Genomic DNA, 23,241 nt, shown 5'->3' on the forward strand with positions numbered 1-23,241 from the left:
GCGGTGGCTCTTTGTCCCCCGCGGCGCTCGTCTCGCCCATGTACGGAGTCGGTGACGTGGACTTCTTCGACCGGGTAGCGCCGCTGTACGACCTCGCGATGCCGCCGGCGGACGGCGAGGCGCTGGCGGCCGGCCTCGACCACGCCGCGCGGCCGATCGAACGGCTCCTCGACGTCGGCGGCGGCTCGGGGCGCGCGGCGGCCGCGCTCACCGGCCCGGAGATCACGGTCGTCGACGCTTCGGTCGAGATGCTCTCGCGTGCGCGTCGCGGCCGCGGGCTCGCGGGACTCGCGGCCGACGCGGGACGGCTCCCGTTCCGGGACGCGAGCGTCGACGCGGTGACGATCGTCGACGCGCTCCACCACCTGCCCGACCAGGACGCCGCGCTCGCGGAGGCGGCGCGCGTACTCTCGCCCGGCGGCGCGCTCGTCGTCCGCGAGTTCGACCCCGCACACCCGATCGGGCGGCTGCTCGTCGCCGGCGAACACGCGATCGGGATGGACTCGCGGTTCCGGACGCCGTCGGACCTCGCGGCCGCGATGGGCGACGCCGGCCTCGACCCGCGGACCGTCGACCGCGGCTTCGGCTACACGGTCGTGGGCGTTCGGCGCTGAGCCGTCGCGAGAAGGTCGGTCCGGGTCGCTCGGTCGCCGCGCGATCCTCGTCGTCCCGGCTCAGTCGTGCGAGGCGCCGTGCGCGGCGTGGTCGTGGTCGTGCGACCCCTCCCCGTCGCCGGACTCGTCGCGGGTGTGCTCCTGTTCGCCGGAGCTCGTCTCGCCGAGCACCTCGGCTCCCTCCCCGTCGATCATGTCCATGTTCTTGAGGTTATCTCGCTCCTCGAAGTCCTCGACCGCCGACATCACGTCCGCCTGCGTGATCGTCATCCGGTCTTCGGTGAGCGCGCCGAGGACGGCCTCGCGGAGCACCATCCGGAGGTCGGAACCGGTGAGCCCGCCGGTCCGGTCGGCCACCTCCTCGGGGTCGAAGTCGGCGATCTTCATCTCCTTGGTCACCACGCGGAGGATGTCCGCGCGCATGTCGCGGTCCGGCTTGGGGAAGTTGACGATCTCGTCGAACCGGCGCCACGCGGCGGCGTCGAGCTGGTCCGGATGGTTCGTCGCGCCGATGAGGAGCACCTCGTCGCGAACCAGCGACACCTCGTCGATCGATTTCAGGAGCGTGTTGACGGCGCGCTTCAGGGCGGCGTGCTCGTCCGAGCGGCGGGTCTTCGCGACCGAGTCGAACTCGTCGATGAAGAGGATGCACGGCGAGAGCCGCTTAGCGACCTCGAAGCTCTTCTCGACGTTCTTCGACGTCTCGCCGAGGTACTGGCTCGTGATCATCGAGAGCTTCACCTCCACGAACGGGAGCCCGAGCTCGTGGGCGAGCGCGCGCGAGACGGTCGTCTTTCCGGTGCCCGGCGGGCCGACGAACAGCAGCTTGCCGATCTCGCGGAGGCCGATCTCCGCGAGGTACTCGCGGTGTTCGATCGCCTTGACGATCTTCTGGATCTCGCCCTCCTGGTCGCCGGTCAACACGAGGTCGGCCAGCGTCGTCTCGATCTCCTCGGGCGCCCGGACGTTGACGAGGTCGAGCATCTCTCCGTCCTCGTCCTCGTCGAAGTACTCCGCGAGCAGCGCGTCGATCCAGACGCGGTCGGCCTGGACCGGCCGCACGTCGTCCCTGGCTTCCTCGCGAGTCACCGGCGCGTCGAGGTCCTCGGCGGCCTCCATCGCGGCGACGATCGTCGGGTTCCCGGCGACGCGCTCGTCGTCCGCGCGGTCGCGGTACCACTCCAGCCCCATCGCCGGCTGCGTCAGCGAGATCTCGCCGGAGAACTCCGTCCGTTGGGTGAAAAGGAGGTCGGAGACCGCCTCCCACGGCCGCTCGACGCCGGTGGCGGTGCGGGTGGTCTCGTCCGTCGCCTTCAGCGGTCGCTCCACGCCGCCGGGGGCGTCGTCGGCGGCGTCGGCCGACCAGAACACCTGCCGAAAGCGGGGGGGCAGGTCGTTCTCGTCGAGGTCGCGGTCCTGCGTGTAGAAGTGCGTCGTCAACACGAACTCGACGACGTCGAGCGCCGGGTCACTCATCCGCGGCTAGTAGCGCCGGGACGCGGTTAAGAGCGTCGAAGCGCCGGCGGGAGACGGGCGGAAGCGCCGGCGGGAGAGGGATCTGCCGGAGCGTACGGGCGGTGGGCGAACCAGAGCGGAGGCGGACGGCGGGTGCGGGGGACCGGACGCCGTATCGAACCCTTATTAGCCCTGGTCTGTGACGTACCGCGCATGAGTTCCGACGACGCGACCACGCCGGGGGACCCCGCCGGCGACGACGCGAGCGAGACCGGCGGCGCGAGCGAGACCGACCACGAGAACGCGCTTCAGGACGTCATCGCGGTCGACCCCGACGACGCGGCGCAGGGCACGGTGAACCGACTCGACGCGCACACCGGCGACGGGATCCGTCACCGCGCGTTCACCTGCCTCGTCTTCGATCGGGACGGGCGGATCCTGCTGGCCCAGCGCGCGCCGACCAAGCGCCTGTGGGACGGTCACTGGGACGGTACGGTCGCCTCTCACCCCGTGGAGGGACAGTCGCAGGAGGCGGCTACCGAACAGCGACTGGCGGAGGAGCTCGGCATCTCGCCCGACCAGTACGACGACCTCCGGGTGACGGACAAGTTCGAGTACAAGCGCTACTACCCCAACGAGGGCGTCGAGTGGGAGGTGTGCGCGGTGCTGAAGGTCACGCTCAACGACACCGCGCTCGACCCGGACGACGACGAGATAGGCGGCATGCTGTGGGCCGACTACGAACACCTTCACGAGAACCCCGCGCTGTACCGGCAGCTCCGCCTCTGCCCGTGGTTCGAGATCGCGATGCGGCGCGACTTCTCCTGATCGGCCGGGTCCGCGCGTCACGGCCGAAGGGATCCGCTCCCCCGACGCTCCCCGCTCGGACCGAAACGGCGACTTGAAGGCGCTCCCGCGCCGCGGTCCGATATGACCGTCGTCGCCCTGCTGGCGAACCCGCCCCGCGAGGGGCTCGTCGGAACCGCGATCGCAGAGTCGACGCCGCTGTCGCCCGCCGAGGCGGCCGACCTCTACGAGGCGGGGTTCCGCGACGCCGTCCTCGCGGTCGACCGCTCGGGCGGCGAGCTCCTCGTCAACTACCCCGACGAGGACGACCTCCCCGCGGAGCACCGGACCGAGACGAGCCCGGAGGCGGAGCTTCGAACGCTCGTCGCGGACACCCTCGGCGGGACCGACGAGGTCCGCTTCGAGCGGCAGGTCGGCTCCTCGTTCGGCGCGCGCGCCGGGAACACCGTCACGCACCTGCTGCGCGAGGAGGGCGCCGACTCGGTCGCGGTCGTCACCCCGACCGCGCCGCTGCTCTCGCGGACCGTCGTCGACTCGGCTGCGATGAAGCTGCGGACGACCGAGGTCGTCCTCGGGCCCTCGTCGAACGGCCGGGCGTACTACGCGGGCTTCACCGAACCGATCGACTTCGACGGCGCGTTCGCGGCGCCGGCGCTGCCGACGCTCGCGGAGCGCGGCCGCGACGCGGACCGCTCCGTCGACTTCGTGGAGCCGTCGCCCTCGCTGGAGACCGGCGAGGACCTGTTCGACGTGGTGCCGAACCTCCGGGCGCGGTTCGCCGCGGAGCGCGTGGTGCCCGACTACACGGCCGCGTTCGTCCACGAACACGGGCTCGACGTGGTCGTCGAAGACGGCGAGCAGCGATTGGTCCGGGACTGACGACCCCGGGCCGCGTCCGGGGTCGGACCCCCGAACTTTATTTCCGCACACGCCTAAATCGGCTGTCACGATGGCCCTCTCCCCGACCGACGCGCTCCGACGGGTGCTGTGGGGTCGCGAGCGGGACCGGCTCCGAGCGACGTGGCGGATCCTGCTCGGGTTCGTCGTGGTTCTCGGCGTGCTGCTCGGCGGCGGCCGCCTCCTCGGACGAGTCGACGTCCCGAGCGTGCTGGTCAACGGCCCGGTGGCGCTGCTCGTCGCCGCCGCCGTCGGGGCGTACGCGCTAGTGACCTCGCTCGTCCCCGGCGAGCGCCCCGTCGGCGGGTACGGCCTCGCGCTCGACCGCCGCTGGGCGCGCGACTTCCTCGCGGCGGTCGTCGCCGGATGCGTCGCCCAGGGAGTGTTCACGGCCCTGCTGCTCGCGACCGGCACCGGCCGCGTCGTCGAGACGCTCTCGGCCGGCGTCGCGAGCGGTGGCGGAGCTCCGGCGGTCGCCGTCGCGGTCGCGGCGACGGCGGTCGCGTTCGCCGCCGTCGGGCTCTGGGAGGAGCTGCTCTTCCGCGGGGTGTTCGTCCTCAACGCGAGCGAGGGGCTGGCCGCCCGAGGGTTGTCGCCGGGACGGGCGGTCTGGGCCGCCGGCGCGGCGAGCGTGCTCGCGTTCGGGCCGGCGCACGCTGTCGTCGCCGCGCAGGGCGCGACTCCGCTGTTCGCCGCCGGACAGGCGATAGCCGCGGCGGTGTACTTCGCGGTCGCGTACGTCCTCACCGGGAGTCTCGCGTTCCCCGTCGGGATCCACTTCGCGACGAACTTCTGGGTCGCGTCGGTGGCCGGACAGGCCGGCAGCGGGTTTCCGGCGCTCGTCCGACTCGAACGGGACCTCGGGGCGGGGGCGGTCGAGCTGCTGTTGGTCGTCCTGCCGACGGCGGTGCTGCTCGGCCTGATCCTCGCCTGGGTCCGCGTGACGCGAGGAGCGGTCTCGCCCGACGAGTCGCTGTCGGCGTCGGTCCGACGCCGATACGGGTCGGCCGCCGGCGAGTAGACCGCGACCCCTCGTCCGGCGCGCTCCCTGAGACACCTCGTCGCGGTCGTCAGGCGAGAAGCCGCGAGAGCGATAGCTTCAAACTCCTCGGGAGCGATCCTTCGACAACGCCTCGTCGCGGCGGAATTCGGCGGTTTCGGTGACGGTCGCGCGGCCGCAACGCCAACGGGCGGCCGGCCCCCGGACCGGACGACGGCGTCGAGACGGTCGAGTTGGTGGGATGGCAGAGCGGCCCATTGCGCCTGCCTTGAAAGCAGGTAGCCTCACGGCTTCCTGGGTTCGAATCCCAGTCCCACCGTGTCGAGCGCGGCGCACTTTCGCGCCGCGCGAGAACCGTGCGAGATTCGAATCAGAGAGCGGCGCGGGCTTCACTCCGTCTTGAAACCGGAAGTGGTTACGGTTCGCTTCGTCCGTCGATTTCTGCTCGGCGCCGCGCGTCGTCGGTGCTGACGCCCCGAACCGCAACACTACCGGTACCGGTCGCGGCCGCCGGATAACACCCGAGTCCGGTGACCCGTGGTAGCGCGTGCCGCATTATCTTTAACAGCGTTCCGACACATGTTCGTGGTAGGTGATACAGACATGAGCTACGAACTCGATCCGCTGCCGTACGATTACGACGCGCTGGAACCGCACATCTCCGAGCAGGTGCTCGAATGGCATCACGACACCCACCATCAGGGGTACGTCAACGGCTGGAACTCGGCCGAAGAGACGCTCGAAGAGAACCGTGAGTCGCACGACTTCTCTTCGTCGGCCGGCGCCATCCGGAACGTGACCCACAACTCCTCGGGGCACATCCTCCACGACCTGTTCTGGCAGAACATGTCGCCGGAGGGCGGCGACGAGCCCGAGGGCGCGCTCGCGGACCGCATCGCAGAGGACTTCGGCTCGTACGAGGCCTGGAAGGGCGAGTTCGAAGCCGCTGCGGGCAACGCGAGCGGGTGGGCGCTGCTGGTGTACGACACGTTCTCGAACCAGCTCCGCAACGTCGTGGTCGACAAGCACGACCAGGGCGCGGTCTGGGGCGGTCATCCCATCCTCGCGCTGGACGTCTGGGAGCACTCCTACTACCACGACTACGGGCCGGCTCGCGGCGAGTTCGTCGACAACTTCTTCGAGGTCGTCGACTGGGAGGAGCCGTCGTCCCGCTACGAGCAGGCCGTCGAGCTGTTCGAGTAAGCGCGTCCTTCGGGACGCGTTACGCGCGTCGAGATCCGCGTTTTTTCACAGGACGTTGCCCGGTTAGTAACCGATTCGTTCGGGCAGAGTGGTTGACTCTTGGTTATCGATGGGACGGCGGTGAACACCTCCAAAGCCCCGGCCGCGAGGACTCGCGCGACTCGCTGCGGTCCTCGGTCGGTCGCTTCGCTCCCTCCCTGCGGTCCTTCCGTCGTCGTGCTTCGCCCTCGCGGCAGCGTGGCGCGACGCGCCACGGGCAGCCGGCGGCGAAGCCGCCGGCGACTGCCCCTCTAAGTCCCGCCCCGCACAGCACCGCCCCGCGCCTCACGCCTCCCCAGCCTCGTCGGCCGGTCTCCGCTTCGCTCCGACCGGCCGACTCCCTCGCACGGGCTCCTCGCAGCCGCCTTCGGCGGCCGCTCGGAGGCACGCGCCACCGCATCGGATCGGGTGGTGTCGGATCGATTCGGGTCGTATCGGCAGCGTTTACGGACGCGGTCGCGTATCCCCGCGCATGCCCGAACCGAAGTCGGCGTTCGACGCCACCTACCCGTGCGACTTCTACGAGCCCGCGGAGCTGTTCGAGCCGGACCAGATGTACACTATCCCGGAGATCGGTCGCCTGCTCCAGGGACTGGAGCCGGACGCCGAGGTCGACCCCGACACCGAGGCGGTGCTCGTCGACTGGGCGGTCCCGTGGGTGATGGTCCACGCGGCGGACATGGTGATCGCCGAGCCGCTGAGCGAGGACGGCCCGGGGTACTACGGGCTCGCGGATCACACCGCTCCGGACGACAGCGAGGCGACCAACGTCGACGAGTCCGCGTGACCGGGGACGCCTCCGATCCGCCGGTCTACCTCGTCGCCGGTGGCGCGCGCGTCGACGCCGGCAAGACCACCTTCTCGGCGGGGCTGGTCGCGCACCTCGCGGAGCGAGCCGGCGACGCGGTCGGCGTCAAGCCCCGCGCGGGCAACGACTACTGGTTCGACCACGACGACTACCGGGTCGCGACCGACGCGGGCCGGCTCTACGGGAAGGACGCGCGCACCCTCGCGGCCGCGAACACCCGCGCGCCGGCGACCGTCGACGACGCCTCGCCGTCGCCCTCGGCCGTCACGCCCGAATCTATCAACCCCGTCCACCGGCTCTGGAAGCCGACGCCGGGCCGGACCGGGATGCTCGGCGACGCCGACCGCACCTCCCTCTGCGACCGGGTGACGACGGAGTCCGGGACGCGCTTCGTCGTCAACGGCGCGGCCGAAGACGCGGGGCTGCTCCCCGACGCCCTCACCGAGCGCCTCCCGCTCGCGGACGCGACCCGGGTGCGCGACGTGCCCGAGTTCAACGAGGCGATGGCCGAGGCCCACCTCCCCGCGATCGAACGCCTCGCCGAGCGCGTCGCGCGGACCCCGGTCCCGGTCGTCGTCGAGTCCTACGCCGACGTGGCCGGGGCCCTCCCTCGAGACGGACCGGTCGCGCCCGACGCCGTCGCCGTCGTCGACCCCGGCCGCGCACGGATCTACGCGGGCGACCGCTACGCGAAGGCCCGCGCGGTCGCCGCCGGGAGCCCTCGCGAGGGGACCCGCGAGGAACACGTCGGCGCGGTGACGGGGATGATCGAACCGCTCGCGACCGTCTCGCTCCCGGCGCTTTCCGGCGACGTCCGAGGCGACCCCGACCGCGTCGCGACGGCGTACGAGTCGGCGTACGCGGCGCTCACCGGTACCGTTGAGTCGTGAGAAGTCACCGCCGCGCGGCCCGCGCTCAGGCGTTCCGCTTCGTGTAGTGTTCCAGCGCGGACTCGATCGACGAGAGGTCCGCGTTGACCCGGCCGTCCGCGACGCGCATGAACCCGGGCGTGTACGACGACGAGTAGTCGAATATCCGGTTGACGGCTCGCTTGGGCGCTGAGACGGCGTTGAACTCGGTGACGGTGTACACTCGGGTAGTCGGGAACGCGGTCCAGAACGTGCCGCTCGCCCAGCGGTCGTCGTCCGCGAACGCCTCGCCGACGCGGCCGGTCCCGACGTACTCGTCGTCGGCATAGAACAGGAGCAGGTCGCCCTCGCTCATCTTCTCGAACGTCGAGCCGTTGCCGCTGTCGTCGTCGACGGCCCACAGGCGGACCTCGTCGAGGTCCGCGAGGGGCTCTGGGCGATCCGGGTAGTCGGTGAGATCGACCGGGGACCGGACCGTTCGGTCGAAGTTCTCCGGGTCTATCGGGACCAGGAAGACGTTCTCGCTCATTACCCGTCGTTTCGCCGGCAGAGGTTTAAAGCCGTTCGTTGATGCGTCAGGTCGAGCCCCGTCGGGTCACTCCTCGTCGTCGGCGTACAGCCGGTCCATCCGCGCCGCCATCACGAAGTCGGCGCGCGTCAGGCCCCCGACCTCGTGGCTCCACAGCTCGATCCCGACCTCGCCCCACGACAGCGCGATGTCGGGGTGGTGCCACTCCCGTTCGGCGAGCTCGCCCACGTCGTTCGTGAACGCCAGCGCCGTCTCGAAGTTGGGGAACTCGTAGCTCGCCTCCAGGTGGTGGTCGTCGACGACCTCCCACGCGTCGCCGAGTTCGTCGACGTAGTCGGCGCACTCGTCGGCGTCGAGCGGCTCCGCGTCGTCGCCGGCCGGTTCGACCGGTTCGTCCGCGAGCGGTGTGGACATACCTTACGTTGGGCGACGAACGGTTTGTACCTTCCGCGGGCGAGCGGAGGGGAGAGGTCGGCGGGCGCGGACCGGAGGGTCACCGGAACCGCGAGAGGGCGTCACGGACCGCCCCGCGGAGTCGGGCGAAGCGTCCGTCGCCGCGTCCGTCGGCCGTTCCTCCTCCGTCCGCACCCGGATCCGAGAGCTCCCAGCCGGCCTTCTCGGCGGCCTCGACGACCCGCAGGTACTCGTAGCCGGTCTCGGTCGCGACGCGCTCGTCCGCGCGGGTGGTGCCGACGAACACGCACCGCGGGGCGGCGCTCTCCTCGCGGATCTCCGCCAGCGTTCCCCACTTGTCCCAGTTCGTGAGCTCGTAGTCGTTGTCGAGGCCGTGGTCGCGGGCGAACGACGCGACCGCGTCCGCCTCGTTCGCGACGATGCCGACGTGGCGGCTCCACCGTCGCGCGTCGGCGAACGCCGCGGCCGGGTCCGCGAGCGAGCGCGCGGCGCCGAGCGAGAAGACGAGCGTCACCTCGCCGTCTCCGGGGGTCGTCGCGTCGATTCCCATCCCGACCGGACCCTGACGGCGCGCGGACTAAACGCTGTGGGGAGGCTTATGTCCGGGCGCCTCCTCGCCCCGACGATGGAGTTCGAATCCACCTTCGGCACGGCCGCGCCGCTCCTGGGCATGGTCCACCTCCCGCCGCTGCCCGGGGCCCCCCGAGCGCCAGACGACGGCCGCGAGGCGATGCGCGCGGCGGTCGACCGGGCGGCGAGCGACGCAAGAGCCCTCGACCGCGGCGGCGTCGACGGGATCGTGATCGAGAACTTCGGCGACGCGCCCTTCTACCCCGACGAGGTCCCGCCGCACGTCGTCGCCGCCGTGACCCGCGCCGCGACCGCGGTCGCCGCGGAGACCGATCTCCCGCTCGGGATCAACGTCCTTCGGAACGACGCCGAGGCGGCGCTGTCGGTCGCTGCCGCGGTCGGCGCCGACTTCGTCCGCGTGAACGTCCACACCGGCGCCCGCGTGACCGACCAGGGGATCGTCCAGGGACGCGCCCACCAGACGCTCCGCTTACGCGACCGTCTCGGCGTCGACGTCGGCGTCTTCGCGGACACCGACGTGAAACACTCCGCGCCGCTGACGCCCGAGGGGCACACCGCGGAGTCGTTCGCGGACACCGCCGAGCGCGGCCTCGCGGACGCCGTCATCGCCTCCGGCGCCGGGACCGGCGAGGCGGTCGACACGGAGGCGCTGGAAGCGGTCGTCGCGGAGCGCGAACGACACGGCCTCGACACGCCGGTCCTCGTCGGCAGCGGCGTCACGCCGGAGACGGTCGCCGACCTGCTCGGCGTCGCGGACGGCGCCGTCGTCGGCACCGCGCTCAAGGAAAACGGTGAGACGACGGCCCCGGTCGACGCCGACCGCGTCGCGCGGCTCGTCGCGGCGGCCGACGCCGTGCGCTAAGCCCGTTCCGCCGCCACCCGACCGCTCGCTACCGGCTTCCGTCGGGGCCGCACCCGACCGCTCGCTACCGGCTTCCGTCGGGGCCGAGTCCCCGCTCCGCGAGGAACGACTCGACCTCGCTCCGCGTCGGGAGTCCGGGCTGCGTGAACCGGCTCGTGCAGTTGATCGCGGCGACCGCGGCCGCGAACCTGACGCCGGGGACGACGCCGCCGCGGTCCCCGTGCGACTCCGCGGCCGCCTCCGCCGACGGTCCCGCGATCCACCGGTCGATCAGCCCCGCGGTGAACGCGTCGCCGGCGCCGGTCGCGTCGACCGTCTCGACGTCGAACGCGTCGACCTCGGCCACCTCGCCTCCGGCGATCGCCGTCATGCCGTCCGCGCCGCGCGTGAGGACGGCGCGGGGCCACGTCTGGCCGCGTCGCGACCGCGACTCCGAGCCGGGTTCGGACGCGACCGCTCGGCGCTGCGCGGCCGCGATCCGTTCCACCGCCGCCTCCGCCGAGCCGAAGAACGCGGGCGCGGCGACGCCGCCCGCGACGAACAGGTCGGAGCGGTGGAGGAACCGATGGACCGTCGCCGGTTCCGTCCCGCGCCCGACCAGCTCCTCGACCGGCCCGGAGAGGTCGAAGACGAGCGTCGGCGGCTCGCTCGCGGTTTCCCCGTCCGCCCCGCTGGCCCCCTCGGCAGAACGCTCCCGAAGCGACTCGATCCGGTCGAGCACTCGCCGCGCCGCGGGGTCCGGGGCGTAGGCGGTGAAGAAGACGGCGTCGGCGTCGCCCATCGCCGCGAGCGCGTCGTCGTCCGGCCGGAGTCCGCGGAAGCTCTCGCCCGCCGTGACGATCGCGCGCTCGCCGTCCGGATCGCGGAGGATCAGCGACCGGGTGTGTGAGTCGTCACAGACGGCGACGTGGCTCGCGTCGACGCCGGTCTCGTCGAGGTACTCCAGCGCGCGCCGCCCGTACTCGTCGTCGCCGACGCGGCTGACGAGCCCCGCATCGCGTTCGAGACGGTCGAGCGCGACCGCGACGTTCGCGCCGACGCCGCCGAACGCGGACGTGACCTCGCGGGCGAACGCGCCGCCGTCGGGCTCGGGGAGGTTGCTGACGGCGTACCACTCGTCTATCGCCGCGGCGCCGATCGAGAGGACGGCGGGGGTACCGTCGTCTGGTCCTCCCGCGTCGCCGTCGTCTGGTCCTCCCGCGTCGCCGTCGTCTGGTCCTCCCGCGTCGCCCGGGTCCGATCCCGTCGTCACGAGTCGTCGAAGAAGGACTCGTGGACGGTCATCACGGCGTCGACGGCGATCGGTCCCTCGACCGTCGTCTCGCCGTCGGCGCGCCGGATCACCTCTTCGAGGGGGATCGGCACCACGTCGGCCGACAGTCCGCCGAGCGTCTCGCCGTCGACGCCGAAGACGACCCGCCCGATCCCCGCGTAGTGGATCGCGGTCGCGCACATCGGACACGGCTCCGTGCTGGCGTACATGGTACAGTCCGCAAGCTCGTCGGCGCCGAGCTCGCGCGCGGCCCACCGCGCGAGCGTCAGTTCCGGGTGCGCCGCCACGTCGCCTTCGCTGATCGTCTCGTTGCGCGCCTCGCGGACGACCTCGCCGTCGACGACGAGCAGCGCGCCGAACGGCGTGTCGCCGGCCTCGACCGCCTCCTCGGCCAGCCTGATCGTTCGCTCCACGTACTCCCGGTCGGTCGGATCCTCGGGCAGATCGTCGAGGTCGTGGTACTCGCCGAGGTCGCCGGGCTCGTCCGCGTCTGTCATACCACCCCGTTCGCCTCGGGGCACCTAACGGTTGGTACCGTCGTCGTCCGACGGGCTCGTGCGGTCGGCGCGCGGCGACCCTCCGTCCGCCTCGTCTGGGGCTGTCGCGGGGTCTTCCGCGCTCGTCCCCTGCGATTCCCGCACGTCGCGCAGGGCGTCGACCGCGTCGTCGGTGGCGGTCGCCGTTCGCGTTTCGGTCGCGGCCTCGGGGTCGAGGCCGTCAGGCTCGTCGCCGCCGTCAGCGTCGCCGCCGTCAGCGTCGCCGCCGTCAGCGTCGGCGGCGTCAGCGTTGTTCGCGTCGTCTCGACCGCTCGATCCGTCCGGATCGTCGGCGTCGTCGTCCGCGCCGAAGAGCCACGCGCGGACCGCGTCGATGAATCCCATGAGTCGGTGTGGTTCTCGTCAGTAGTTCTTGAAAAGCAGCGCGCGCACGTCGTCTTTCGTCCGCGCCGTCTCGACGCTCCCGTCGGGGAGGTCGACCTCGTACCGCGCGTCGCCGTCCGCCTCCCGCCACTTGTCGCCGTGTGTGTCGAGGAGGCTCATCATCGCGTCCAGTTGGCCGGCGCCGCCGTCGTCGCTGTCGTCGGCCGCGTCGTCTTCGGTCGCGTCGTCTCCGGTCGCGTCGCCCTCGACCGCGTCATCTCCGGTCGCGTCGCCCTCGACCGCGTCGTCTTCCTCCGCAGAGTTCTCTCCGTCACCGGCGGGTTCAGCCGCGTCGAGGCCGATATCGACGCGCGCGAAGGGGTCGGCGGCGAGGCGTTCGGCCGCGTCCAGGATCGCGTCGATCAGGTCGTCCTTCGTCATCTCGCTGCGTCCCGCGACGTCGAAGGCGGTCGCGATGTCGGAGAGGTCCATCGGGTCCTCCGGATCGGGGTCGCTGCGCCGCCGGTTCCGCGCCGCGAGGAGTTCGCGGGCGCGGTCGCGGTCGAAGGGATCGGCGTCGGGCGTCTCGTCGCCGCCACCGTCGCGCGTCGGCTCCGCGACGCGGTCGGCGTCGTCGACGGCGTCCGCGAGGTCGAGCAGGTACGCGAGCGCGTCCTCGCGGTCGACGGAGGCGTACGGGCCGGCGTGGGCCGCTGCCAGCTCCTCGCGGAGCGCTTCGATCCGGTCCGCGTGATCGTCGGTGATGTCGAGCGTGGGCATGGGTGGGGTAGGCGTTACCGGTCCTCCTGAAAGCGCGCGAGCGCGTCCGCCCAGCTCTCGGCGAACTCCGGCTCGCCGGAGTGATCGGCCTCGACGTCGGCGTAGCCGCAGTCGTCGCAGGCGACGGCGGTGGCGCCGCCGAGCGACAGCTCCGACAGGTCGCCGCCGCAGCGGGGGCACTCGTGCGACACGGACTCTCGCGTGGGACCTCGTCGCCCGCGGTGAAAAACGCACGGGTCGGGGGCCGCCGGATGTCGATGGAGGCCGCCGGATGTCGATGGGAATCCCCAGATCTCGATGGGAGTCCCCAGATCTCGATGGGAGCCCCCAGATCTCGATGGGAGCCGCCGGAGCCCGACGGACGCTCGGGACTCGGGCGAACGGGGCCCCGATCGGAGCGGTCGGGGGTAACAGTCTTTACACTCGGCGGAAACGTTCGAACATGAGCGAAGCGGACGCCGAGAACGTCCTCATGGAGTACTACCGGCGATACGTCGGGGACCCTGACCGGACGATCGACGTGTACGCCGGGTTCGGGCTGTTCTTCACCGGTATCGCGCTTGGGGTGATCGGGGTCGTCGTGTTCCTCTACAGCGCGACGCTCGACCCGACCGCGCTCTCGACGTACGGGGTCCGCGAGGTCGCCGCCGTCGCGGCCGCGGTCGGTCTCCCGACGCTGCTTTTCGGCATCGTCGTCCTCCTGCCGGTCGACCGCCGGATGCTGTACCTCGCGGGCGCCGGGATCGCGATCACCCTCGCCGGGACCGGCGCGTTCACCTGGGCGTACCCGTACAGCTGGAACGTCGTCTCCGGCCCCGAGTACAGCGCGCAGGTCGTCGCCGTCTACAGCGTCGGGCTCGTGGCGGTCATCGGCGCCACGGGCGGCGCGCTCGTGGCCCATCGGGTCGAACGCGCGACGGGCGGTACGGGCGCTCCCGGAACTGGCGCCGAGGCGGACGCCGGCGGCGGGTCGGGCGCGGAAGCGACCGGGACCGGGGACGAAGCGGTCACCGAGGAGTCGGTCCGCGCCGACATCGAGCGCGAACTGGAGGACGCGGAGCTGACGTGGGGCGGCGTCGAGCGCTCCGAGACGCGCCGGCTGGAGCTGAACACGAGCGCGGTCGACGAGGCGGACGTCGACACCGAGAAGCTGGCGGGCTCCGCGACCGAGACGCGGACGACCTCCGGCACGGTCAACGACGCGGTTTCGGAGCTGAAGGGCCTCCAGGGCGGGGACGTGAAGACCGACAGCGGCCAGGGCACCGACGACCAGGCCGCGAAGCTCCGCGAACTGCGCGAACAGCAGCGGAAGGAGGCCGAGGCGGACGACGAGGAGGGCTCGGTCGTCGACAGGATCAAGGGACTGTTCGGCTGAGGGGGCGCGTCGCGCTCGATACCGCCGACCGTCTCGACGGGGACGGCGGCTTCCCGGAGGCGGCCGGCGCTCGGGCTCCGTCGCCTGCGACCTCGTCGCATCGGCCTCGGACCGCCGCCGGCCTCCCGCTTCGTCATCCGGAGTTCGCGTACCCGAGCGCCGACGCCGCGACGAGCGCGGTCGGGAAGAGCGCGAAGACGAAAAATCGGAGGCCGACGCGCGGACTCAACGCGAGGTACGTCAGCGCGACGCCGAGCAGTGCGGAACAGAGGAGGATCAGAACGTCCAGCCGCCGACGGACACCGGCACTCATGCCTCCGTGCTACCGCGCACGGGGTGAAAACGGGATCGGTGAGCGACCCGCTTCGCGGACGCCGGCGGCCGCCGTCTTCCCCCATTTATATACCTCCCGCCGCGTAGTTCGGGCGTGTCTCGCGTCACCGTCAGCATCGACCCGCACGTCCACTCCGAGGGCAGCTACGACGGCCACGAGCCGGTCGAGCTGATTCTCGAACACGCGGCCGAGATCGGGCTCGACGCGGTCGTCATCACCGACCACGACGTGATCCGCGAGTCGAAACGCGCCGCGGAGATCGCTTCGGAGTACGGACTCATCGGGATCCCCGGCGTGGAGGTGTCGACCGCGCACGGCCACCTGCTCGCGATCGGCGTCGATCGGATGCCGCCGCGCGGGCGCTCGTACGCCGAGACGGTCCGCTGGATCCGCGACCGCGGCGGCGTCGCCGTCGTCCCCCACCCGTTCCAGCGCTCGCGCCACGGCGTCCGCCAGCGCAACATTCCGACGCCCGGCCCGGACGACGGCGACGCCGCCGCGGGCGACGCTCCGGCGTCGGGGAGCGGTCCGGCGGACGACGCGGACCCGGAGCCGAAGCCAGCCGCGGCGGTCGCGGAGGTCGACGCCGTCGAGGTGTTCAACGCCTGGCTGTTCACGGGGTACCGAAACCGACGCGCGCGCCGGTTCGCGGCCGAACAGGGCTACCCCGGCGTCGCCGCGAGCGACGCGCACCACCTCCGGTACGTCGGCCGGGCGTTCACGGAGCTGGACGTCGAGGGGCGGGAGTCGGCGGCCGAGGTCACCGCGGACGACGTGCTGGCGGCGATCCGCCGCGGTACGACGACCGTCGAGGGGCGGCGGGCACCCATCCGGATGGCGGCGAAACACTACGTCGGCGCGGCCGGGCGCCGGTCGGCGTACTACGCTCGGACCGGCGCGGCCCGAGGCGCTCGGGCCACCGAGCGGACGACCCGCGACGCGTTCACGGCCGCGAAGGTCGCTGCCCTCCAGTCGGTCCACCGCACCCGGCGGCTCCTGTCCTGGTTCGCCTGACGGGGCGCGGCACGGCCGCCGCCGGGAGGGGAGCCGGCGCCGGCGCCCGCGGAGAACGGGGTTTTTGCCCGCGGCCGCGAATGTATTCCCATGAGCCACGACAGACGCGAGTCCGGGTTCAAGCGGCGGACCCGGGTCGCGGACGCGAGGGCGACGCTGCTCGACGCCGCCTCTCCCCACGACCGGACGGAGTCGGTCCCCGTCGAGTCGGCCGACGGCCGAGTCGTCGCCGAACCGATCGACGCCCCGGCACCGGTGCCGGGGTACGACCGGGCCGCGATGGACGGGTACGCGGTCCGCGCGAGCGACACCTTCGCCGCGGGCGACCGCTCGCCGGCGGTCCTCGCGGCCAAGCCCGCCGAGGCCGACGCGGTCGCCCCCGGCGAGGCCGCGCGCGTCCACACCGGCAGCGCGGTGCCCGAGGGCGCGGACGCGGTCGTGATGATCGAACAGGTGGAGGCGGTCGGCGACGAGGTGGAGGTGTTCGACGCGGTCGCGACCGGCGAGAACGTCGGCGAGGCCGGCGAGGACGTCGCCGACGGCCAGCGCCTCTACGAGCCCGGCCACGTCCTGCGTCCCTCCGATCTGGGCCTCCTGCGCTCGGTCGGTCTCGACCGGATCCGCGTCAGGGAGCCGCCCGAGGTCGCCGTCATTCCGACCGGCGAGGAGCTAGTCGAGTCCGACCCCGGCCCGGGCGAGGTGATCGAGACGAACGGGCTCACCGTCTCGCGGCTGGTCGAGCGGTGGGGCGGCGAGGCGCGCTACCGCGACGTCGTCACCGACGACTCGGACGCGCTCCGCGAGGCGGTCGCGGCCGACCTCGACGCCGACGTGGTCGTCACCACCGGCGGCTCCTCGGTGGGCGAGCGAGACCTGATCCCCGAGGTCGTCGACGGGCTCGGCGAGGTGCTGGTCCACGGCGTCGCCCTGAAGCCCGGCCACCCCATGTGTCTCGGGCGCGCGGAGGGGACCCCGGTCGTGTCGCTGCCCGGCTACCCGGTCGCGTGTATCGTCAACGCCGCGCAGTTCCTCCGTCCCGCGATGAAGCGCGCCGGCGGGACCGACGCCGAGCCGTTTCCGACTCGGCGGGCGACGCTCTCACGGAAGGTCGCGAGCGAGCCCGGCGTGCGGACGTTCGCGCGAGTGAGCCTCTCGGAATCGGACGAAGGCGGGAACTCGACTGAAACCGGCGACGGCGACGCGGACGACGACGCGCTCCCGACCGCGACGCCGACGCGCGCGAGCGGCTCCGGCATCCTCTCCAGCGTCGCGCTCGCGGACGGATGGGTCGTCGTGCCCGAACCGCGAGAGGGGCTCGACGCGGGCGACCCCGTCGACGTCGAGCTGTGGGAGGTGACGCCGTGAGCGACCGCAAGGAGTTCCGCGACCTCGCGACGCCGGCGGCCGCCCGCGAGGCGATCGCGTCGCTCGACCTCTCGCCGTCGCCGGAGACGGTCCCGCTGCGGGAGGCCCGCGGGCGCGTCCTCGCCGATCGCGTCGACGCCGCCGTCGACGTCCCCGGCTTCGACCGCGCCTCGATGGACGGCTACGCGGTGCGGGCGCGCGACACCTTCGGCGCCGACGAGGCCGACCCCGCCGAACTCGACCTGGTCGGCGCGGTCCACGCCGGCGCGGCGCCCGACGTGACCGTCGACCCGGGCGCCTGCGCGGAGGTGTCGACGGGCGCGGTGATGCCCGACGGCGCCGACGCGGTCGTGATGGTGGAGCGGACGGACGAGGTCGACGCGGGCGACGACGGCGGGTCGGGCGAGGGCGACGCCGCGACCGACGACGCCTCGCGGATCGCGGTCCGCACGTCGGTCGCGCCCGGCGACCACGTGATGACCGCGGGGACCGACATCGCCGCCGGCGCCCGCGCGCTCGGCCCGGGCACGCGGCTGACGCCCCGCGAGATCGGCCTGCTGTCGGCGCTCGGCCTCGACGAGGTCCCGGTGAAGGGGCGCCCGCGCGTCGGGATCGTTTCCACCGGCGACGAACTCGTGCGGCCGGGCGACGAGCTCGACCCGGACCGCGGCGAGATCTACGACGTGAACTCGACGACGATCGCCGCCGGCGTCGAGGAGGCGGGCGGCGAGCCGGTGTTGTACCCGCACGCCGGCGACGACTACGACGAGATGGAGCGGCTGCTCCGCCGGGCGGCCGACGAGTGCGACCTCGTTCTCTCCTCGGGGTCGACCTCGGCGAGCGCGGTCGACGTGATCTACCGCGTGATCGAGGCGCGCGGCGAACTGCTCCTCCACGGCGTCGCCGTCAAGCCCGGCAAGCCGATGCTCGTCGGACGGCTGGACCGTACCGACGAGGCGGACGACTCCCGGGGGAGCGAGTCCGCGTACATCGGCCTCCCCGGCTACCCGGTGTCCGCGCTCACGATCTTCCGGACGTTCGTCGCGCCCGCGATCCGCGAGGCGGCCGGCCAGCCCGAGCCCGCGACGGCGACCGTCGAGGGCCGGATGGGGGTCGAAGAGCGGTACGCCGAGGGCCGCCTGCGGCTGATGCCGGTCGGCCTGCTCGACCTCGACGAGGCCGCGACGGCGGCGGCCGACGACCGCCCGCTCGTCTACCCGGTCGACAAGGGCTCTGGCGCGACGACGAGCCTCGTCGAGGCGGACGGCGTCGTCGCGGTCGACCCGGACACCGAGTACCTCGACGTCGGCGAGACGCTCTCCGTCGACCTGTTCTCGCCCGACGTGCGCCCGCCGACGCTGCTCGGCGTCGGCGAGGACGACCCCGCGCTCAACCGCCTGCTCGACCGGCTCGACAACCCCCGGTACCTCGCCGTCGGCTCGCGCGAGGGACTCCGCCGCCTCCGCGACGGCGTCCCCGACGTGGCGGTGACCGCGGGGCCGACCGACCGCGACGTCGACGCCGAGGTCATCGGCGGGTGGGCCCGCGAGTGGGGGCTCGTCGTCCCCGAGGGGAACCCAGAGGCTGTTTCGGGGCCCGCCGACCTCGTCGACCGCGACCTCCGCTTCCGGAACCGACAGACCGTCTCGGGCCTCCGGAGCAGCCTCGACGCCGCCCTCGACGACCTCGCGAGCGAGCGCGACGCCGACCGCCGCGCGCTCGCCGAGCGGATCGACGGCTACGAGCGCACCGCGAAGGCGTTCGAGAGCCCGGTCCGCGCGGTCGCCGCCGGCGACGCGGACGCCGGCCTCGGCCTCCGCGAGACGGCCGAGCGGCTCGGCTGCGGGTTCGTCTCGCTGGGCGAGCAGTCGGTCGTCGTCCGGGCGGCCGCCGACCGCGTCGAGCGCGAGCCGGTCGCGGCGCTGGCGGCGGAGCTCCGCGGCGGCGAGGGCGATGACGGCGGCGCGGACGCGGCCGAGAGCGGTCCCGACTTCGACGCGATCCTGGCCGACCTCCCGGGCTACTCGCGGAACAGCCGGAACGACCCCTGACCGACGACGACCTCCGAGCGGTCGCCGTCGGCCCCGTCATCTTCACTCCCCCCGCGGCCGGCGGTGACGGTCATCTCGCTGACGCCGATCGACCCCCCGGCCCTGACCACCTCGGCCTCCGCGCGGAGGTCGCCGTCGGCGGGGCGGAGGTAGTTCGCGTTGAGGTTCACCGTCGCGACGCCGCCGTCGAGCGGGTCCTCGAACGTCGTGCGCTGAGCGACGCCGCCGGCCGTGTCGATCAGCGTCGCCGCCACGCCGCCGTGGATCGTCCGCCCGTCGGCGTTGGTGAGCTTCTCGTCGAAGGGGATCGAGAGCACGACCCGCCCGCGCTCGATCGCCTCGACCGACGTGTTCAGCCACGAGAGGTAGCCGTGATCGTCCTCCAGCTTCCGCTCGACGAACGCCGTCGCCCCGTCCGGCAGCGGATCCATCGCCGCGATCTCCGTGCGGTCCATGTTCCGTCGGACACGCCGGGAGGGCTTGTACCCCCGGAAACGCGCGACAACCGGCGATCGATTTCCGCCCCTCTCACCCGACGCCGAGGCGGATCGGGTCGTCGCTCGGGACGATGTCGAGCGTCACCGACTCGCCGATCTCGAACGTGCGGTCCGGACAGACCACCTTGACGCCGAACCGGTCGCCGCGCGCCGCGAACAGCGACAGCCCGGTCACGCGCTCGCCGTTCGCGCGGACGTCGACGGAGCCCCAGTCGACGCCGGGCGCGCGGGCATCGGCGCCGTCGGTCCGGACCGTTCCGATCTCAGTTCCGAAGAGCGACAGCGTCGTCCCCTCCGGCGCGGACGCACCTTCGTCCGCCTCGAACGTTCCACCGCCCGCGTAGTGCGTCACCCCGCCGTCCAGGGGGACGCCCTCGTCGCTCGCGAGCGCCGCGAACGGCGGGCCAGGGTCCGAGCGTCGCGGCCCGTCGAGGACGACGTGCGTCGGGCCCCGCTCGACGACGGCGCCGGTCCCGTCCCACGCGACCGGTTCGACGGGAACGTCGACGGCGACCGGGAGCGACCCGCTGGCTCGGCGGGGATTCGCGTCCGGCGGGCGGAACCCGAGGTGAACGTGGTCGTCGACCCACTGCCCGAAGAAGCCGGAGCGCGTCGTCGGACCGAGCGCGTCGCCGGCGGCGACCCGATCGCCCGGCGACACCTCCGGGACGACGTGGAGGATCCGCGCGACCGTGCCGGGAGAAGCGCCGGCGCGAGCACACCACCCGTCCGCGAGGTCGACGACGATCAGGTGGTCCTCGTCGGCCGCGTACGGGCGATCCGGACAGCCGACGGTCCGGACGTCGCGAACGGTTCCGGCGACCGGAGAACGCCCCACGCCGTCGCGCGGATACAGGTCGACCGCGCGGCCGCGGTCGTGGGCGGAGTACGGGGAGTTAACCCGCGAGAACTTCTCGTATCGCCCGACGACGGCGGCGGACAGCGAGACCGTCGCCTCCGGCGGGTCGCCGTCGGCAGCGTCGCCGTCGGCCTCGTTCGGTGGGGTCCCCGTCACCCGTCCGCCGCCTCCACGCCGTCGATCACGAACCGCGCGCCGCCGGCGTCGGACTCCGCGACCGAGAGCGTCCAGCCGTGGGCCTCGGCGATGTCCCCGACGATCGCCAGTCCCAGGCCCGTGCCGCCGCCGAGCGACACGCCGCGCTCCGTCACGCGCTCGCGCGCTTCCGACGGGATCCCCGGGCCGTCGTCCTCGACGGCCAGCGCGACCCCGTCGCCGCGGGCCGCGACGGAGACCGTGACGGCGACGTCCTCGCCCGCGTGCTCGATCGCGTTGCGGAACAGGTTCGAGACCAGCTGTTCGAGGCGGTCGCGGTCGGCCAGCGCGGTCGCGTCGCCCTCGACGGTCAGCGTCGCGTCCGCGGTCTCCAGCCGTGACCAGACGCGCCTGACCGTCGCGTCCAGCGAGACGCGGTCGAGGTCGTCGACCGTCTCGCCCGCCGTCGCCAGCGCGAGCAGCCCCTCGATCATGTCGTCCATCCGCTCGTGGGCGTTCGCCGCCCGCTCTAAGGCCCCGTCCGGGTCGTCGGCGCGCTGGCGGGCCAGTTCGACGGCCGCGGACGCGGCGGCGAGCGGGTTCCGCAGGTCGTGCGAGACGACGCCGGCGAACTCCTCGAGCCGCTCGTTCTGGCGTTCGAGCTCGGCCTCCCGGCGTTCGAGCTCCGTCTGTCGCCGCTCCCGCTCGGTCACGTCGCGGAGCAGGAACACGTGGCCGCGATCGGTTCCGCGGGGGTCCGTTATCGGGTCCTCCTGGATGTCGAACTGGCGGTCCCCGACGGTGACCGGATGTTCGTCGCCGTCCTCCAGCCGCGGGAACGCCTCCGACAGCGACGAGCCGACCGGCTCGGGCGGGAGGATCGCCTCGGCGGCCGGGTTGAGATCGCGGATCCGCCCGTCCGAGCCGGAGACGATCACGGGGTCTTGCATCACTTCGACGGCGGTGTCGCGAGCGACGACGGCGGCGTCGAGCGTGCCGAGCCAGAAGACGGTGCCGTACAGGAACACGCCGTGGATCACGAACGCCGTCGGCAGCCACGAGAGGTGCGCGTAGCTCCCGACGTCGACGAACGTCGCGACGCCCGCCAGAAACGGGAACAGCGTGCCGAGCAGCACGACGAACGTCTGGAGCCGGTACCGGTTCCCGGTCCGCTCGTAGAGGTCGACGACGAGGAGCGCGCCGGCGATACACAGCCCGTACGCGAGGAGGACGAACGCGCCCCCGACGGGGCCGAGCCCGTACCCGAGCAGCGTGAACGGGCCGTCGACGACGGGCGCGATCGAGCGCCGCGCCAGCCCGTGAGTCCCGCTCGACCACGCGAGCAGCACCCAGGCGAACGCGGGGGTCGCGAGCGCGACGATCCGGTTCTCCGTCCGCCAGCGGTCGTGGCCGGTGAACGCCAAGGCGAAGAGGATCCAGAGGACGGGGAGCGCTCCCAAGAGGGGGGTCGCGAGGTTAAGCGCGACTCGCATCGCGGTCTCGCCGGGCGCGACGACACGGAGGGCGTACAGCAGCGAGACCCCGCCGCCACAGAGCAGGTAGAGCGCGACCTCGAGCCCCCCGGGCTCGTCGCGCTCTCGCCACGCGACTCGACCGAGCCAGAGCCCGATACCCCCCGCCAGTAGGCAGGCGGTCAGGTAGGCTTGGACCGGCAGGGCGCCGAGGTCGCTCATCGATACCCGTACCACTCTCAGGGCGGACAAAACTGTTGTGTCACGCGGCGGCGAGACCTCTCGATGTCGGGTCCACCTCGGATGCGAGTCCGTCGCTCGCGCCGCAAGGGGTTTGTACCCCCCCGGCGTCGCCTTCCCCATGCGCGTGTACAGGGGCGAGTTCGCGACCCCGACGGCGGACCGGGGACCCGCGGCGGACCTGCTCGATTCCGCGGCCGAGGGGGTCCCGGCCGTCCGCGTCACCGCGCCGCCGCGACAGGTGGCCTTCGGCCGCCGCGACGCCCGCGAGTCCGGGTTCGACCGGGCGAAGCGGGCGGCCCGCGACGCGGGATTTCCGCCCGTCGAGCGCGACGTTGGCGGCCGCGCGGTCGCGTACACCGGGTCGACGCTCTCGTTCGGCGTCGCGGTGCCGACGGGGGAGGGCCGCGGGTCGATCGACTCGCGGTACGAGACCGCGACCGAGACGCTCCGCGACGCGCTCCGAGAGCTCGGCGCCGACGCGGTTCGAGGGGAGCCGCCGGCCGCGTTCTGTCCCGGCGACCACTCGCTGCGGGTCGCGGGCGGAACTGATGCCTCTGCCGGCGGGAAGGTCGCCGGCCTCGCGCAGCGCGTCCGCGCCGACGCGGCGCTCGTCGCGGGCGTCCTGGTCGCCTCGGCCGCGGATCCCGACCCGATCGCGTCGGTTACCGAGTCCGTCTACGACGCGCTCGACGTGCCGTTCGACCCGGAGTCGGTCGGGAGCGTGGCCGGCGCCGGCGGTCCCGACGACCCGGACGCCGTCGCCCGCGCGGTCGAGGACGCGTTCGTCGAGGGGCCGTGGGGCGACGGCGAGCGCCGAATCGTGCGTCTCGACGGTTCGGACGCCTGAGCGCGGCGCGGCTCTCGGTTTCGACGTGCTTTTTATGCGCGGGAGTCT

26 protein-coding genes and 1 tRNA gene are annotated in these 23,241 nt (G+C 72.9%); 14 read left to right on the forward strand and 13 right to left on the reverse strand.

Going from position 1 to position 23,241, the window contains the following annotated elements:
* Positions 1-38 precede the first annotated feature (38 nt).
* Positions 39-614, forward strand: coding sequence for a class I SAM-dependent methyltransferase (locus EXE42_RS06550; RefSeq protein WP_137693874.1), 576 nt, complete (start codon positions 39-41; stop codon positions 612-614).
* A gap of 60 nt (positions 615-674) precedes the next feature.
* On the opposite strand, the gene EXE42_RS06555 is transcribed toward EXE42_RS06550, so the two are convergent.
* A complete protein-coding gene (locus tag EXE42_RS06555; RefSeq protein WP_092921781.1) occupies positions 675-2,090 on the reverse strand; it encodes an ATP-binding protein in 1,416 nt (471 codons plus the stop codon).
* Between the two features lie 192 nt (positions 2,091-2,282).
* Here EXE42_RS06555 and idi point away from each other — a divergent pair, with 192 nt between their 5' ends.
* The 7 genes from idi (at position 2,283) to EXE42_RS06590 (ending at position 7,713) form a co-directional block, all read left to right on the forward strand.
* Positions 2,283-2,897, forward strand: coding sequence for an isopentenyl-diphosphate Delta-isomerase (gene idi / locus EXE42_RS06560; RefSeq protein WP_092921783.1), 615 nt, complete (start codon positions 2,283-2,285; stop codon positions 2,895-2,897).
* 102 nt (positions 2,898-2,999) lie between these two features.
* Positions 3,000-3,755, forward strand: coding sequence for a DUF2064 domain-containing protein (locus tag EXE42_RS06565; RefSeq protein ID WP_092921785.1), 756 nt, complete (start codon positions 3,000-3,002; stop codon positions 3,753-3,755).
* 70 nt (positions 3,756-3,825) lie between these two features.
* Positions 3,826-4,794 carry a type II CAAX prenyl endopeptidase Rce1 family protein gene (locus EXE42_RS06570; RefSeq protein ID WP_137706139.1) on the forward strand — a complete coding sequence of 323 codons (969 nt, stop codon included), beginning with the start codon at positions 3,826-3,828 and terminating at the stop codon, positions 4,792-4,794.
* Between the two features lie 214 nt (positions 4,795-5,008).
* Positions 5,009-5,092: transfer RNA gene (locus EXE42_RS06575), tRNA-Ser, on the forward strand.
* Between the two features lie 284 nt (positions 5,093-5,376).
* A complete protein-coding gene (gene sod / locus EXE42_RS06580) occupies positions 5,377-5,976 on the forward strand; it encodes a superoxide dismutase (protein ID WP_137706140.1) in 600 nt (199 codons plus the stop codon).
* A 511-nt stretch (positions 5,977-6,487) separates the two neighbouring features.
* Entirely contained in the window at positions 6,488-6,802 is a 315-nt protein-coding gene (locus EXE42_RS06585) for a DUF5827 family protein (RefSeq protein WP_137706141.1), read from the forward strand.
* Positions 6,799-7,713 carry an ATPase gene (locus EXE42_RS06590; protein ID WP_137706142.1) on the forward strand — a complete coding sequence of 305 codons (915 nt, stop codon included), beginning with the start codon at positions 6,799-6,801 and terminating at the stop codon, positions 7,711-7,713. Before EXE42_RS06585 ends, EXE42_RS06590 begins: the two co-directional genes overlap by 4 nt.
* Positions 7,714-7,738: 25 nt before the next feature.
* On the opposite strand, the gene EXE42_RS06595 is transcribed toward EXE42_RS06590, so the two are convergent.
* The 3 genes from EXE42_RS06595 to EXE42_RS06605 all read right to left on the reverse strand — a co-directional run bounded on the left by EXE42_RS06595 (position 7,739) and on the right by EXE42_RS06605 (position 9,185).
* Positions 7,739-8,221, reverse strand: coding sequence for a hypothetical protein (locus tag EXE42_RS06595; RefSeq protein WP_092921795.1), 483 nt, complete (start codon positions 8,219-8,221; stop codon positions 7,739-7,741).
* Positions 8,222-8,287: 66 nt separating this feature from the next.
* A complete protein-coding gene (locus EXE42_RS06600; RefSeq protein WP_137706143.1) occupies positions 8,288-8,635 on the reverse strand; it encodes a 4a-hydroxytetrahydrobiopterin dehydratase in 348 nt (115 codons plus the stop codon).
* A 79-nt stretch (positions 8,636-8,714) separates the two neighbouring features.
* Positions 8,715-9,185 (reverse strand): hypothetical protein, encoded by a 471-nt coding sequence (locus EXE42_RS06605; RefSeq protein ID WP_092921799.1) that lies wholly within the window; start codon positions 9,183-9,185, stop codon positions 8,715-8,717.
* A gap of 75 nt (positions 9,186-9,260) precedes the next feature.
* Between EXE42_RS06605 and EXE42_RS06610 the strand changes: the two genes are divergently transcribed.
* The gene (locus tag EXE42_RS06610) at positions 9,261-10,088 is read left to right on the forward strand and encodes a BtpA/SgcQ family protein (protein WP_137693878.1); all 828 of its coding nucleotides are present in this window, start codon (positions 9,261-9,263) and stop codon (positions 10,086-10,088) included.
* A gap of 64 nt (positions 10,089-10,152) precedes the next feature.
* On the opposite strand, the gene EXE42_RS06615 is transcribed toward EXE42_RS06610, so the two are convergent.
* From EXE42_RS06615 to EXE42_RS19245, 5 genes are all read right to left on the reverse strand, one after another.
* The gene (locus tag EXE42_RS06615; protein WP_241988347.1) at positions 10,153-11,226 is read right to left on the reverse strand and encodes a carbohydrate kinase family protein; all 1,074 of its coding nucleotides are present in this window, start codon (positions 11,224-11,226) and stop codon (positions 10,153-10,155) included.
* A 110-nt stretch (positions 11,227-11,336) separates the two neighbouring features.
* The gene (locus EXE42_RS06620) at positions 11,337-11,858 is read right to left on the reverse strand and encodes a nucleoside deaminase (RefSeq protein ID WP_092921805.1); all 522 of its coding nucleotides are present in this window, start codon (positions 11,856-11,858) and stop codon (positions 11,337-11,339) included.
* Positions 11,859-11,882: 24 nt separating this feature from the next.
* Positions 11,883-12,242, reverse strand: coding sequence for a hypothetical protein (locus EXE42_RS06625; RefSeq protein ID WP_137706145.1), 360 nt, complete (start codon positions 12,240-12,242; stop codon positions 11,883-11,885).
* An 18-nt stretch (positions 12,243-12,260) separates the two neighbouring features.
* Positions 12,261-13,001: a Rho termination factor N-terminal domain-containing protein gene (locus EXE42_RS06630; protein ID WP_137706146.1), complete on the reverse strand. Its 741-nt coding sequence runs from the start codon at positions 12,999-13,001 to the stop codon at positions 12,261-12,263.
* Between the two features lie 14 nt (positions 13,002-13,015).
* On the reverse strand, positions 13,016-13,192 hold the full coding sequence (locus EXE42_RS19245) for a hypothetical protein (protein ID WP_167603389.1): 177 nt from the start codon (positions 13,190-13,192) through the stop codon (positions 13,016-13,018).
* Between the two features lie 251 nt (positions 13,193-13,443).
* On the opposite strand from EXE42_RS19245, the gene EXE42_RS06635 reads away from it, so the two are divergent.
* On the forward strand, positions 13,444-14,376 hold the full coding sequence (locus EXE42_RS06635) for a permease (RefSeq protein WP_137706147.1): 933 nt from the start codon (positions 13,444-13,446) through the stop codon (positions 14,374-14,376).
* 133 nt (positions 14,377-14,509) lie between these two features.
* On the opposite strand, the gene EXE42_RS06640 is transcribed toward EXE42_RS06635, so the two are convergent.
* Entirely contained in the window at positions 14,510-14,689 is a 180-nt protein-coding gene (locus EXE42_RS06640) for a hypothetical protein (RefSeq protein ID WP_092921813.1), read from the reverse strand.
* 114 nt (positions 14,690-14,803) lie between these two features.
* Between EXE42_RS06640 and EXE42_RS06645 the strand changes: the two genes are divergently transcribed.
* The 3 genes from EXE42_RS06645 to EXE42_RS06655 all read left to right on the forward strand — a co-directional run bounded on the left by EXE42_RS06645 (position 14,804) and on the right by EXE42_RS06655 (position 19,140).
* Positions 14,804-15,724, forward strand: coding sequence for a CehA/McbA family metallohydrolase (locus tag EXE42_RS06645; RefSeq protein ID WP_137706148.1), 921 nt, complete (start codon positions 14,804-14,806; stop codon positions 15,722-15,724).
* A gap of 90 nt (positions 15,725-15,814) precedes the next feature.
* Positions 15,815-17,089 carry a gephyrin-like molybdotransferase Glp gene (glp, locus tag EXE42_RS06650; protein WP_137706149.1) on the forward strand — a complete coding sequence of 425 codons (1,275 nt, stop codon included), beginning with the start codon at positions 15,815-15,817 and terminating at the stop codon, positions 17,087-17,089.
* Positions 17,086-19,140, forward strand: a complete 2,055-nt coding sequence (locus tag EXE42_RS06655; RefSeq protein ID WP_137706150.1) for a molybdopterin biosynthesis protein — start codon at positions 17,086-17,088, stop codon at positions 19,138-19,140. Before glp ends, EXE42_RS06655 begins: the two co-directional genes overlap by 4 nt.
* Here EXE42_RS06655 and EXE42_RS06660 read toward each other — a convergent pair.
* The 3 genes from EXE42_RS06660 to EXE42_RS06670 all read right to left on the reverse strand — a co-directional run bounded on the left by EXE42_RS06660 (position 19,110) and on the right by EXE42_RS06670 (position 22,325).
* Complete coding sequence (locus EXE42_RS06660; RefSeq protein WP_137706151.1) at positions 19,110-19,595, reverse strand: PaaI family thioesterase; 486 nt, start codon at positions 19,593-19,595, stop codon at positions 19,110-19,112. The genes EXE42_RS06655 and EXE42_RS06660 overlap by 31 nt on opposite strands.
* A gap of 73 nt (positions 19,596-19,668) precedes the next feature.
* Positions 19,669-20,652: a hypothetical protein gene (locus EXE42_RS06665; RefSeq protein ID WP_137706152.1), complete on the reverse strand. Its 984-nt coding sequence runs from the start codon at positions 20,650-20,652 to the stop codon at positions 19,669-19,671.
* Complete coding sequence (locus EXE42_RS06670) at positions 20,649-22,325, reverse strand: histidine kinase N-terminal 7TM domain-containing protein (RefSeq protein ID WP_137706153.1); 1,677 nt, start codon at positions 22,323-22,325, stop codon at positions 20,649-20,651. The genes EXE42_RS06665 and EXE42_RS06670 overlap by 4 nt, the downstream gene beginning before the upstream one ends.
* A 139-nt stretch (positions 22,326-22,464) precedes the next feature.
* On the opposite strand from EXE42_RS06670, the gene EXE42_RS06675 reads away from it, so the two are divergent.
* Complete coding sequence (locus tag EXE42_RS06675; RefSeq protein ID WP_137693890.1) at positions 22,465-23,193, forward strand: lipoate--protein ligase family protein; 729 nt, start codon at positions 22,465-22,467, stop codon at positions 23,191-23,193.
* The last annotated feature ends 48 nt before the right edge of the window (positions 23,194-23,241 follow it).

The organism is Halorubrum sp. SP3 (assembly GCF_005435195.1).
Classification (GTDB): Archaea; Halobacteriota; Halobacteria; order Halobacteriales; family Haloferacaceae; genus Halorubrum; species Halorubrum sodomense.